General features: G+C 37.4%; 12 protein-coding genes. 8 read left to right on the top strand and 4 right to left on the bottom strand.

Going from position 1 to position 13019, the window contains the following annotated elements; genetic code table 11:
- Positions 1 to 8 precede the first annotated feature (8 nt).
- The 8 genes from IPI15_RS01765 to IPI15_RS01730 all read left to right on the top strand — a co-directional run bounded on the left by IPI15_RS01765 (position 9) and on the right by IPI15_RS01730 (position 8031).
- Positions 9 to 737: a fatty acid desaturase family protein gene (locus tag IPI15_RS01765; protein WP_287402836.1), complete on the top strand. Its 729-nt coding sequence runs from the start codon at positions 9 to 11 to the stop codon at positions 735 to 737.
- A 2-nt stretch (positions 738 to 739) separates the two neighbouring features.
- Positions 740 to 1714 (top strand): fatty acid desaturase family protein, encoded by a 975-nt coding sequence (locus tag IPI15_RS01760; RefSeq protein ID WP_287402835.1) that lies wholly within the window; start codon positions 740 to 742, stop codon positions 1712 to 1714.
- Positions 1715 to 1906: 192 nt separating this feature from the next.
- A complete protein-coding gene (locus tag IPI15_RS01755) occupies positions 1907 to 2971 on the top strand; it encodes an aromatic ring-hydroxylating dioxygenase subunit alpha (protein WP_287418985.1) in 1065 nt (354 codons plus the stop codon).
- 9 nt (positions 2972 to 2980) lie between these two features.
- Complete coding sequence (locus tag IPI15_RS01750; RefSeq protein ID WP_287418983.1) at positions 2981 to 4609, top strand: B12-binding domain-containing radical SAM protein; 1629 nt, start codon at positions 2981 to 2983, stop codon at positions 4607 to 4609.
- Positions 4610 to 4613: 4 nt separating this feature from the next.
- On the top strand, positions 4614 to 5366 hold the full coding sequence (locus IPI15_RS01745) for a hypothetical protein (protein ID WP_287402829.1): 753 nt from the start codon (positions 4614 to 4616) through the stop codon (positions 5364 to 5366).
- A complete protein-coding gene (locus tag IPI15_RS01740; protein WP_287418981.1) occupies positions 5363 to 6139 on the top strand; it encodes a GH3 family acyl-acid amido synthetase in 777 nt (258 codons plus the stop codon). Before IPI15_RS01745 ends, IPI15_RS01740 begins: the two co-directional genes overlap by 4 nt.
- A 134-nt stretch (positions 6140 to 6273) precedes the next feature.
- The gene (locus IPI15_RS01735) at positions 6274 to 6930 is read left to right on the top strand and encodes a GH3 domain-containing protein (protein WP_502711639.1); all 657 of its coding nucleotides are present in this window, start codon (positions 6274 to 6276) and stop codon (positions 6928 to 6930) included.
- The gene (locus tag IPI15_RS01730) at positions 6931 to 8031 is read left to right on the top strand and encodes a hypothetical protein (protein ID WP_287418980.1); all 1101 of its coding nucleotides are present in this window, start codon (positions 6931 to 6933) and stop codon (positions 8029 to 8031) included. It begins immediately after the preceding gene.
- Positions 8032 to 8045: 14 nt separating this feature from the next.
- Here IPI15_RS01730 and IPI15_RS01725 read toward each other — a convergent pair whose 3' ends face one another.
- From IPI15_RS01725 to IPI15_RS01710, 4 genes are all read right to left on the bottom strand, one after another.
- Positions 8046 to 10055 (bottom strand): alpha-ketoacid dehydrogenase subunit alpha/beta, encoded by a 2010-nt coding sequence (locus IPI15_RS01725; RefSeq protein WP_353738760.1) that lies wholly within the window; start codon positions 10053 to 10055, stop codon positions 8046 to 8048.
- Positions 10056 to 11009: 954 nt separating this feature from the next.
- Positions 11010 to 11804, bottom strand: a complete 795-nt coding sequence (locus tag IPI15_RS01720; protein WP_287402821.1) for a TPM domain-containing protein — start codon at positions 11802 to 11804, stop codon at positions 11010 to 11012.
- A 4-nt stretch (positions 11805 to 11808) separates the two neighbouring features.
- Positions 11809 to 12249 carry a TPM domain-containing protein gene (locus IPI15_RS01715; protein ID WP_287402819.1) on the bottom strand — a complete coding sequence of 147 codons (441 nt, stop codon included), beginning with the start codon at positions 12247 to 12249 and terminating at the stop codon, positions 11809 to 11811.
- 54 nt (positions 12250 to 12303) lie between these two features.
- Positions 12304 to 12894, bottom strand: a complete 591-nt coding sequence (locus tag IPI15_RS01710; protein ID WP_287402817.1) for a LemA family protein — start codon at positions 12892 to 12894, stop codon at positions 12304 to 12306.
- Positions 12895 to 13019 lie beyond the last annotated feature (125 nt).

The raw sequence follows: 13019 nt of genomic DNA, 5'->3' as shown, positions 1-13019 counted from the left end.
GTTCAATTTTGCCAATATATATTACATTGCCTTTTTTACTTTTTCTAAATATGATAGCAGTTTCTATTAAACATAATCATATCCACATTTCTGTATTCAGAATGAAGATCACAAACATTATTTTCGATCAGATATTGAATTTATTAACAGGAACTTCAACATCATCAGTCAAAATCATTCACGTCATTAACCATCATTCCCACAATAACAATGAATTAGATTGGGGGCAAACTTCCCAATCTGGAAAAGGCCGTTTATTATATTCTTTTATTGCATATACCATTTTTACACCATTTGCATTTTTCAAGGGTAAATCAGACTGGGTGAGAAAGCATGTTAATCATCCATTGGTAAGATATATGAGATTGGAAATGTATATTATTCTGTCCATTTACATAATATTATGTTTTGCGGACCCCATAGCTTGCATATTGACTGTTATTTTACCTTTTATAATGTTACAGGGTGTGCTCACCTCATTTAATTTCCTTCAACATTTTGAATGCGAAACCGGTAATGAGATGAATTCTTCACGAAATATCACAGGAAGTCTATTTAATTTACTTTATTTCAATGTAGGTTATCATACGGTACATCATCTATATCCAAAGCTTCATTGGAGTAAATTCCCTGAAGTTTTTGACAAAATTAGAAATGAAATTAAAAAAGAACTTAATCACCAGGGCTTCTGGAGTGCACTGAGATATGTAGTATTTAGTAAATCAAGATTGAATTAGTGATGAATAATGAGTTAAATGCTATTTATGATAAAACTGCTAAAATTATGCAAGCTAAAAAATATAGATTCACAATCACCAAATCCATAGGCATCATTCTTTGGCAATTGACTTTTTCCACCATTTCAATTTATCTTTCTTTCTCAGATAATATAGTGATTTGGATTAGTGGACAAATATTGCTGTCAATTAATATGTTACAATGGTTTTTTCTGATGCATGAACTCGCTCATCAGAGTCTATTCCCCAATGAAAAAGTGAATGCCATCATTGGGCATGTTGCCTCTTTATTTTGTCTCATTCCATTTTTTCCATGGGATTATATCCATCAATCTCATCACAAATGGACGGGATGGCGTGAATTTGACCCTACCATACCAGATATTACATTTGAAGAATTAAAACCACATCAAATATCCATAATTAACTTTTGTTGGAAATTCTGGATACCCATATTTGCGATTAATTATACTATTCAGACTTTCTATAGCTTAAATAAATTAAACAAACTTTACCCTAAAGCCAATCAGAAAATCAACAATGTATTTAGTATAAGTTTTATTGTAATAGTTTATTTAACTGCAGCAATAGTATTAGGTTTTCTATTTTTGAAGATCTGGCTTCTGGCATTTTTTATATTTGTTTCTATTTCAGATCCGATGCTTTTAAGTCAGCATACACACCTAGATTATAACGATATAAATACGGACCAGATTAAACCGGTAAAATTTATTGAACAACCACTTTATACAAGAAGTGTCAGGTATCCATTCTTTATTGAAAAATATCTTTTTTATTTCAGCTCAAGACACGGGCTTCATCATCAATTTCCATGGGTACCTTTCTACTACCTGAATCAAGTAGCCGATACAGAAGAAAATACAATATTCTGGACAGATTGGGTGAGAGTAGCAAAATCTATTCCGGCACACAAACTCATTTTTCAATCATTCAAAGACACAGGAATTAAATTATGAATACATGATTTTGAAGATACAATAAAATGGTAGAAGGATGATGTTAAATTGCAGATGGTACTTAGTTGACTGATTCATAATTTTCCTTTGATTAGGACAAATTTTCTTTTTATTGCTAAGGGCCATCTAAATTTTACAATCTAACATCTAACATTTAGTTTAAGATTCAAATTTATAATAAAAAAAACTAATTTGCTTAATGAAACTTCAGTTATGAATATGTACCAAACTTCCGGAGAACTAGTGAATAGCTGGTATGCTGCCGGACTCGCCTCTTCATTTCAGAAAGAAAAAACCCTTAAAGTCGAATTATTCGAGATCCCTTTGGTCTGCTGGAGAAAATCAGATGGAAGTGTCGTTGCATTATTGGATAAATGCAACCATAGGAATGCCCCCTTGAGTGAAGGTAAAATAGTGCATGATTGTGTCGTGTGTCCATACCACGGATGGACTTATGATGGCAGTGGACAATGTGTTCAGATACCTTCAGAAGGACCGCATACTGAAAGAATTCCTCAGAAAAAAGTAGAATATTTTCCCACAAGAGAAGCTCACGGCTTGGTTTGGATATGGATGGGAAGGGATACAGCACCCGACAAAGAACCATTCCCTATGCCTATGATGATACAGGAAAAATGGCACAGTTATTATATGGTAACCCATTTTGAGAATAATGTCACTGACCTGGTTGAAAATTTTATGGATGTACCGCACACGATATATGTACACAAAGGATGGTTTCGTGATCGAAAACAAATCAGGATCGGAGCCACAGTGGAGCGCACAGCCGACAGTGTTTTGGTGACTTATGATCAATCCAATGATTCCATAGGTTTCAACGGTCGTCTCGTCAATCCAAAAAAACTCCCAATGAAACATACGGACAATTTCTACATGCCCAATAACACCAGAGTAGACTATATATTTGGAGAAGAAGAAAGAGGTTTTATCATTACAAGCACTTGTTCGCCGGTCAAACCATTTTCGACGATCGTTTATACACTCATCACTTATAAATTTGGTTGGTTGACACCCATTGCCCGACTAGGCTTGAATGCATACACGAGGAAGGTGATCAACCAGGATGTCTGGATCATGAAACTCCACGGAGAGAACATCAGACAGCTTGGCCAGTCAGATTACAGATCTACCCAATGTGATACGATGCATTTGTATATCGAATCTTTGAGAAAAGCAGCTGAGAAAGGAGATAGAATCCCCGGGCCAATCACCAAAGAAATTGAATTCTGGGTATAAATAATAATTATGAAAAAGAAAATTTGCATCATCACCGGTGGATTACTTAATGTGCATGAAAGTTCGGCATGGAATGCCATTAGAAAACAAATATCTCAACTTAGTCAAGGAAATCACAGATGGCTGGAGCTAAAGATAAAATTACTGAGCGCAGAGCCGATCTTACTGTCACGAATGACTAAAAAATCCGAAAAAGTAAAGGAATATTTCCTTAGCTCAGGTAATGAAAATCTACCGGAACTTACAGAAGTGGTTCTCGCTGACGAATTGTCAAAATTGAATGTGCCATTTGAGATATTGACATATGATGATCTGTTTAGCCACACTAAAAAAGCCGACTTCATTCTTTCATCTTGTGACGTTGTATTTGCCTCAAGTACTTTATTACATGATCTTTCCGAAGCCATGCCCTTGCTTACCAGGATCAAAAAGCACAATGTTAAAATCGTTCTGGGAGGAGCATTGACAGGAAGTTTATATAAATGCTGGCCAGGGGATCCGATGGTAGATATTTTAGCTATAGGATATGGTGAATTTTTAGTTCCCCATCTTGTAGATTGGATGTACAACGGTTATGAGCAACTGACCAGCCCACCCCAAGGGAAATTATTAAAAAACGATCATACCATTTTTTTATTCAGCGGTTCACCTCTTGACAGAAATCTTGACAACTTACCTACACCTGACTGGCGGGTTGCTGAAAAATATCACAACAAAAGCTTTACTGAGATTTACTATGAAAGTGTAAGAGGTTGTCCATACCGGTGCAGCTTTTGCAACTATCCATACCTCTTTGATGATAATAAATTCAGGGTAAAAAGTGCGGAGAAAATGGCAGATGACTGGCAGTATTATTCAGATCACGGTGTGAAATCCATCATCTGCTTAGATTCTTTATTTACGATGCCCAAAAAACGGCTGATCAAGTTTTGTGAATTATTAATTGAAAAAAATATCAACATCAAATGGGCTTGTTATGCCAGGGCAGATGATCTGTTGGAAGACGACGTTGTAGCATTGATGAAAAAAGCGGGAGTGAATCATCTTCAGATAGGTTTGGAATCAGGTAATCAGGAACTACTCGATGCGATGAATAAACAATGTACAGTGGATAAGAATCTGATTGCCATTCAAATGTGTAGGAAACACAATATTACTAGTCTAGTTTCATTGATCGTTGGCTTTCCGGGAGAAACAGCCGAGACAATCAGAGAAACATATGAATTTATGAAAAAAGCCAAACCAGATTTTCATTTTCTGGCTACGTTCAGCGTGAGAGTGGAAGATGTGCCTGTCCTCAATGTTGAAAACAGGCAGAAGTTTGGCCTGCATACCATGAAAAATCCATTTACATTTGCACCATATTGGAAACATAATACTATGAGCTGCAGCGAAGTGGGCGGTCACGTAAGGTATCTTAATGAACAACTATGCAATGAAAAAATATCCTTGGACGGTTCCGTATTTTATACCAATATTAGTCATTACGTCCCTTCGTACAGAGAGGATTTGCTCGAATACCAGTTTCGCGCTATGAATGAACATAAGATGTTTCGTCCACTTTTTGATTTGGCGCATCATTTTATAGACAAGAAACTAAAAAAGGATGTTATGAATTGGGAAAAAGATTTAAATTGAGAGTATGATCATAAAAGACGACCATTTATATTATATTCTGGTGCAAAAAGAGGACCTAAAAGAAGACGAAACTCATCGGATGTATGAATTGATGACTTCCAATTACAGTGAGGTTACACCCAAAATATTTCAAGAGGACCTGGACAAAAAACAATTAATCGGCTTAATAAAAGATGTGTCTGATCGTATTCAAGGATTCACAACTTATGCAGTAGATCCTGCTGGAACCGGAGGAAATGATCATCACATTATCTTTTCAGGGGATACTATTATCGACCCGCAACATTGGGGTACTCAAATATTAATGAAGGGTTGGTGCCATACGATAGGCCGTTTGATAGCCTCAGATAATAACAAAAACTGGTACTGGTATCTGTTATCAAAAGGTCATAGGACTTTTATGTATCTGCCCTTGTTTTTTAAGCATTATTATCCTTCTCCACTGCCTGCTGAAAATCATGATTGCCTTGCGGAAATAGCCGATATCACTTCCACAAAGCTTTATGGAGATAGCTGGAAAAAAGACTTGGGCATCATCCGCTTTGACAATTATCATAGTGCATTAAATACAGAGCTGGCAGATGCAACTTTCAAGAAAAGGAACAGCCCATTTGTTCGATTTTTTCTTGAACGCAATCCTGAGTTTCATAAAGGAGATGAGCTAGTCTGCATCGCTCATTTACATCCGGACAATCTCATCCGCACCGCAAGAGAATATATTCTTAAAGGAATGGAACACCCACTTGAACTAGCATGATAAATTTTGCCCGAATCGTAAATAAATTATGGCTCAGTAGCCAGCGAAATGACCATAAATACTTTATTCAAAATATTTCAAACGCATCCCACATTCAACAAGAATTATTGATGAAATATATTGGTCAAAATACCAATTCTGCTTTTGGTATTGATCACGATTTTCGATGGATAGATTCTTATGAGCAATTTTGTGAAAAAGTACCCATAATTGAGGATTACTCAATGCTTGATTCTTATATTGACAGGATTAAACTTGGCGAAAACAATATTCTTACAAAGGAAAAGGTTTTGTTTATGGAAACCACCTCGGGCACTTCAGCAGCCAGCAAATTCATCCCATATACAAGTTCATTAAGATCCGAATTTCAAAAAGCCTTGGCAGTTTGGATGACAGAAAGTCACCGTTTAAATCCTGAAGCATTCTCTGGAAAAGCTTATTGGTCCATTTCTCCACCATTGAAATCGAATGGAATTACCTCGGGTGGGTTGCGCATCGGGATAGAATCTGACACCGAATATTTAAATCCATGGATGGCAAAATTGATGTCAATGGTATTGTCTGTTCCGGCCCAGAATATAAGAGCATCATCATCGGAGGAATTTTATATGGAATTATGCTCCCGTTTATTAGCTGATGAAAGCCTCAGTTTTATATCTGTTTGGAGTCCAAACTATTTTCTTCAGCTGCATAATTTTATATTAAAAAATCGCGAAGTTTTATTTAATAACAACTATTTATCGGAAAAAGAAAAACATACCTTTCTACCCTAGGGACTTCACTTCAGTGGAAAGAATTATTTCCGAATCTAATTTTAATCAGCTGCTGGACCGAGGCTCAGTCGGCTCTTTGGATACCTGAATTAAAAAAATATGCAAAAGGAATCCAAATACAAGCAAAGGGGCTTTTGTCCACAGAAGGCGTTGTAACTACTCCATTTAATGATGGGAATATATTGTGTTATACATCTCACTTTTATGAATTCAGGGAAGTCGAAACACGCCAAATATTTTGTTGTCATGAATTAATTAAGGGGAGATCCTATGAGGTGATCCTTACAACGGGAGGGGGTTTATATAGATATGTGACCGGTGATGTGGTAAGTGTAACAGCAAATGAACAACAATTGCCATATCTGAATTTCATAGGCAAGTCCTCAGAAATTACGGACATGACGGGTGAAAAAATATCGGCGATTCATTTATACCCATTTCTTAATAAATTGATTTCTGACAAATTATTTGAAGTTTCAGGGCTCTTTCTCCATCCTGTAAAAGCAGATCACCAAATTCAATATGAATTAATTGTCGAAGCAGCATCTGAAAAATTTGTTGAAGAAATTAGATCAATTGTGGAAGAATTTTTATTGCAAAATCCATACTATCAACAAAGTAGAAATACAGGACAATTGAAACCACTAATTACAAAATATTTTCGCCCTGGATTGACAATTGAATTATCAAATTATTACAAAAAACAAAAAGAAATTAAGGATGGAGATGTGAAGTTACCCATCCTATTTCCATTTGGGTTTTTAGATGTATTTTTAAAGAAATGGATATAAATGATTAAAATTCTGCCATATCATGAAGCATATGAAGCTGGCATTAAGGCATTATTTGCTATTCCTGTTTCGGGAGATCTGGTGCTGAGTCTTGAGCGGGAAGACAACTATTTCAAAGGTGCATTAATTCAAACAGAAGTTCCAAAAGTATTTCTATGCGTGGACAATGAGCAAGTCGTTGGTGTATTTAATGTGGGTGAAAGAAGATCGATTGTAGATGGACTGGTGGTCTATGTACCATATTTTTGTGATCTGAGGATTCACCCTAATTATCAAAAAGGAACAATTTTACTGAGGATCATAAAATTTGTAAATGAAGTTTGTACAGATCTGGACAATATGCCTGCTCTCACAATAGTTTTTTCTGATAATTACAGAATGATAGATATGATCAACAGAAGATCAAAGTTTGATGGCAGTTCTATCCCCTTTTATCATGAAATAGCAACATTGAATACCTACATATTCAGGTGGAAGAAGACAAAGGAGCTTAATAATGCTGTAATCAAAGTCAGACAAGCAACCAAAGAGGATATTCACCAAATGATGCAACTGCAGTCACAGGTTGGAAAAAATGATTTTCATCCGTTTTATGATTTTGGTAATATTGGTGAGGATCCATATTATGAAGGGCTGAAGTTGTCCGATTATTATTTGGCTTTTAAAGAGGACACACTTTATGGCATTTGTGGCACCTGGGATATGTCTGATATCAAGCAAACTGTTGTAAAATCTTATTCAAGTCGTTTGAAATATATTAGGCCATTTTATAATTTTCTACTAGCCCGTTTTTTCTATTTTCCTTATTTGCCTCCTTCGGGATCGAGACTAAAAACCATCCAACTACATTCAATTTTGATTCGAGACAGAGAACCCCAAATATTTCGACATTTGCTCAATTCTATTGCTACAATATCTTGCTTGCCCAAAGACACAAGTCTTTTGTGTACAATAGATCAGCGTGATAGACTGAGTAAAGTTTTTTCGACTGTCCACAATAAGATTACAAAAGAAGGAAAAGCTTATCTCGTTAATAGAAAAAAGGAAATTAGACCTTATTTGGAAGGTGGATATTTATGTATTGATGCGGCGCGGATTTAAGAAGATAATTCAGATTAGAACTGTAAAATTTCCTCAATTACCTTCTTAACTTTATCAGAAGACAACAACATCGTATTCTCCAACGTTTCATTCAATGGAATTGCCGGCATATTTTCTGAACCAATAGTCATAACTGGAGCCTCAAGATATTTGAAACAGTTTTCCTGAACACGTGCCGCAATGCTTTGAGCAAAAGAACCATCAACAGATTCTTCTGTGATGACTAGGCATCTATTCGTTTTCTTAACCGACTCATATATTGTCTCAGTATCCAGCGGTATCAGAGATCGAAGATCAATAATTTCGATCTGACCTTCGAATTCCTTTGCAGCATTCCATGCCCAATGAACGCCCATGCCATAAGAAACAATGGTCAATTTTGGCTGATCCGATACAGCATCAATTAATGGCAAGAGGACAGACGCTTGTCCAATCGGAATGAGATAATGCTCATCCGGCTCGATAGATTTTGCATTTTCAGTTCCAGCTACTTTCGCCCAATATAATCCTTTATGTTCAAAGATCACCACCGGATTAGGATCGTAATAAGCAGCTTTCATAAGTCCCTTAAAGTCGGCGGCATTGCTTGGGTATACCACTTTTAATCCTCTGATATTTGCAACAATTGTTTCGACACTACTAGAGTGATAAGGTCCTCCACTTCCATAAGCACCTATCGGAACTCTAAGGACCATACTGACCGGCCATTTGCCATTAGTAAGATAACATGACCTGCTAACTTCAGTGAATAATTGGTTTAACCCCGGCCAAATATAATCTGCAAATTGCACCTCAACAATTGGTTTGAGACCAACTGCTGACATTCCGACAGTACTTCCCACGATAAATGCTTCCTGAATGGGCGTATTAAATACCCGATGATCGCCGAATTGCTGCGCCAAAGTAGCTGCCTCACGAAACACCCCGCCCAATCTTCCTCCCACATCCTGTCCATATAAGACACATTCATCATGGCTCTCCATTAATTCCCTGATGGCAAAGATGCCACAGTCCACCATATTTTTGAGTTCTTCATTTGTTCCTAAGCGCTCTCCCCGCACCTCATTAATATCTGTAGGTGCATATGCATGGGTATAAAGGTCTTCGGGACGAGGGTCTTCAGCATTTTTAGCTTTTTCAAATGACACAAATAAGTTAGCTTTTATGCTTTCTTCCAAGTCAGACAATTCTTTCTGACTCATCACGCCATTTTCAAGTATAGCCTTAACCAATTTAGGATATGGATCTCTCAAAGCCTGCACATCCAAGTCATCCCGATACCATTCTTTGCGGACACCTGAGGTATGATGATTGAGCAATGGAACGGTGGCATGAACCAAGAAAGGTCTGCGCTCAGTCCGAATTTTGGAAATTACATCTCTAAGTGTGTTGTAACAGCTTTCAAAGTCAGTGCCATCGATAGAAATTGATTCCAATCCTTTTATACCTTGAACATATTCCGCTGCATTCCAGGTGCGGACTTCATCTTTGTATGCTGAGATATCCCATTCATTATCCTGAACAAGGAAAAGTATAGGAAGTTGCTTTAGTGCAGCCATTTGGAAAGCCTCCGAAACCTCCCCTTCCGTCACAGACGCATCACCGAGAGAACAAACGGTCAAAGGTGGAATATCACCTTGATAAATGCCTTGTTTTTCTTTATACCACATACCCATTGCGGCACCAGTGGCAGGAATGGCCTGCATACCAGTGGCAGAGGACTGATGAGGGATCTTTGGTTTGTCGTCATCCTTCAAACTTGGATGACAATAATAAGCTCTTCCTCCGGAAAATGGGTCATCACGTTTAGCCATTAATTGCAACATCATCTGAAGCGGTGTTGCTCCCATAGAAAGCATCATTGCGTCATCGCGATAGTAAGGAAATACATAATCGTTGGGGAGTAATTGCATACCACAAGCTATCTGTATGGCTTCATGACCCCTTGAGGTAGCGTGCACATATTTAGAGACAGTCTTGAATTGTTCTTCGTACAATTCAGTTAGCCCTTTAGCTGTGCACATGGTCTCAAATGCCTTAAGCCATTGACTTTTCTCAATATTTATCCTCAAATCCGTCTCTTCCAAACCTATATAATTTTGAGTGCAAAAGTACGAATAAAATCAGAAATCAGAGGTCAGTAGTCAGAAGTCAGAGACTAGAGACTAGAGACTAGAGACTAGAGACTAGAGACTAGAGACTAGAGACTAGAGACTAGAGAATCCTATATCAGAAGAGTAGTTCCATTGTTGCCAAATTTTTAATCTAGATATGTCGATTCAAATACAAAATAATTAAATCAATGAAGTTTTACTTTAACAGCATATTTAAAGTAAACTTCATTTGTATTAAAAAGTCATTATATATTGATAAATGACAGCTATTAATCTACAATTCAATGCTAATTATAAAATGCGCGCAAATCAAAGAAATATGCTATCACCAGCTAAAGTCACTTGGATTTAAAAACAAATTAGTTTTTTAGGTAAATAGTTCAATCCAATTCAGGGGTGATTGAGAGACTACTGCATCCCCGGGTTTCACCCGAGGCTATTGTTGTTCAGCACTTGTAGAGGTTGTTTATTTATTTTATGGGGATGTGAATCTCACCCCGCCTGCCGGCACCCCCGCCTATTCACGCGGGCAAGCATCAGCACGAGGGGAAGTCACCGGGTAGTTGTTCATATATTTTGACGTATTTAATATAATCATATTATTTTGAAGAAAGGAAGTAGAGAGACTCAATCTTCAACTTTGAACAGTCATCAATTATCAAATAAATAATCGCCTGCATTTAAGACCTGGAAGTACCGCCTGCTCTCATTATTTCCCTACCGGCACCTCTCAGCACGAGGGGAAGTCACCGGGTAGTAGTTATTATTCGAAGTAAATACTTTAAAAATAGGCGTTATTTAAGACCTAGAAGTTCTGCTTGTTCTCATTATTCATTATTCATCACTCATTATTCATTCTATAAATTACCAGCTCGCACCGCCGCCGCCGCCGCCAAAGCTACCGCCCCCGAAACTTCCACCACCAAAGCCTCCACCTCCTGATGAACTACCACCGCCAAAACCACCTCCACCAAATCCTCCACCGAAACCACCACCCCAAAAGCCACCACCGGATGAAGTACCATCTCCGGTAAGCATCCTTCCATTATTTCCTTTACCAAATATGGTCATAAGAATTATAATTATTATGAAAATACCTATGATGACAAGCCAAGGATTGATAGGGCCACCTTCACCACTAGAATCTGCATCATACTCACCATGGACAGCGGCACTTACTGCATCTATTCCTCTTGAAATACCTTCATAGTTTCTCCCCTCTTTAAAGTAAGGAACCATTTCATCTCGTGCAATTCTGGCAGACACGACATCAGTCAATGCACCTTCAAGGCCATAACCCGTACTGATAAACACGCCTCTTTGAGACCCGGCTGTCACGATCAACATGACAATACCATTATCTTTATCTTTCTGACCTACTCCCCATCTATTTCCAATTTCAATAGCATATGACGATCTGTCAAAGTCGCCGATGTCAGGTTTGATGATGACTATAATCTGAGTCGACGTCGTATCATTCATGGCTCTGAGCTGCTGTTCCAACAAATTATTTTCAGCGCTTGTCAACCAGTTTGAAAAATCATTCACATAAACTGCCGGTTCCGGACGGACCGGAAAAAGGTCAGCATCACTCTGTGCATTTACTACAATAGAGCTAACAAAAAATAGACAAATTGAAATATATTTAAGTAATCTCATTTATTTAATCTTGATTGCCATAAATAATGTCGTCTGGCAATTCATTGTTTAATATCGATTCTCCACGAGGAAAAAATGTTGCTAATTTTAAGCCGATTTCATCAATTGCATGACAAAGGCCCAACACATATTCACCTTTGGCAAAGTGCATTTTTACTTCCTTAATTATTGCTTCCCATAAGTTTTGACCAGCCATTGCATGAATCCCTTCATCTCCCCATATATAAAAGACTCTTGACTCATAAGCTATATAAATAAGTACACCATTGCGCTGAACCGTTTTATCAACACCATACTTTACAAAGAGATCTAATGTTCGGTCTTTGGCTTCCGTAGGACATGTAGATTCGATATAAATACGCACTTCACCGGTAGAATTAGCTTCAACATAAGCAATGCGATCTACAATAATTTTTTCCTCTTCTGCAGTAAACAAGTTTGCCATGAGCAGTGATTTAAATTATGCCGGAAATAAATATTTCCGGCACAAATAATTTATTTAGAATTTTACCTCAGGAGCTTTGTTTGCGCCAGCCTCAGCGGCAAAATACCCTTTTTGTCCAAAGCCAAACATTCCTCCTATCAAGTTATTAGGGAACTTCCTTACATAAGTATTGTAGTCCTGAGTTACTTCATTGAATTTTCTTCTTTCCTGTGTGATCCTATTCTCAGTGCCTTCCAGTTGAACCTGAAGATCGCGGAAATTGGCGTTAGCTTTTAGTTCAGGATAGTTTTCAGTGACCATCATCAATCTACCCAATGCTTGAGATAATTCTCCCTGAGCCGATTGAAATTCTTTTATCTTTTCAGGAGTCAGGTCATTTGGATCTACTGTGATCTGTGAAACCTTAGACCTTGCCTCTGCAACAGCCGTAAAGGTACTTTTTTCGAAATCTGCTGCACCTTTTACAGTATTCACTAGATTTGGGATCAAGTCTAACCTTCTTTGGTAAACATTTTCTACCTGGGACCATTGAGATTTGACAGCTTCATCTTTGGACACCATATTATTATAACCTCCCTTTAAGGAAGAATAGGCGATCAAAGCAATAACTGCAATAACGATAATAACAATAATTGAACGTTTCATTCTGATATGATTTTGATTAATATTTTAGCAAAAAACAAAATGAAGATAGGTATAATTCCCCTTTTCGATAGAATGGTGGAATAAAACGATGAATTTACTGATAAAACTCCTTATAAATTTATCAA

The sequence above is a fragment of the Candidatus Brachybacter algidus genome, assembly GCF_016707225.1.
GTDB lineage: Bacteria > Bacteroidota > Bacteroidia > Chitinophagales > Saprospiraceae > Parvibacillus > Parvibacillus algidus.
The sequence above is the reverse complement of the archived record's forward strand: the minus strand, read 5'-3'. Positions and strand labels throughout refer to the sequence as shown.

Coding starts and splice junctions, on each gene's coding strand:
- IPI15_RS01760 (WP_287402835.1), top strand. CDS start 740: ATGAATAATGAGTTAAATGCTATTTATGATAAAACTGCTAAAATTATG.
- IPI15_RS01750 (WP_287418983.1), top strand. CDS start 2,981: ATGAAAAAGAAAATTTGCATCATCACCGGTGGATTACTTAATGTGCAT.
- IPI15_RS01745 (WP_287402829.1), top strand. CDS start 4,614: ATGATCATAAAAGACGACCATTTATATTATATTCTGGTGCAAAAAGAG.
- IPI15_RS01740 (WP_287418981.1), top strand. CDS start 5,363: ATGATAAATTTTGCCCGAATCGTAAATAAATTATGGCTCAGTAGCCAG.
- IPI15_RS01730 (WP_287418980.1), top strand. CDS start 6,931: ATGATTAAAATTCTGCCATATCATGAAGCATATGAAGCTGGCATTAAG.
- IPI15_RS01725 (WP_353738760.1), bottom strand. CDS start 10,055: ATGTGCACAGCTAAAGGGCTAACTGAATTGTACGAAGAACAATTCAAG.
- IPI15_RS01720 (WP_287402821.1), bottom strand. CDS start 11,804: ATGAGATTACTTAAATATATTTCAATTTGTCTATTTTTTGTTAGCTCT.
- IPI15_RS01715 (WP_287402819.1), bottom strand. CDS start 12,249: ATGGCAAACTTGTTTACTGCAGAAGAGGAAAAAATTATTGTAGATCGC.
- IPI15_RS01710 (WP_287402817.1), bottom strand. CDS start 12,894: ATGAAACGTTCAATTATTGTTATTATCGTTATTGCAGTTATTGCTTTG.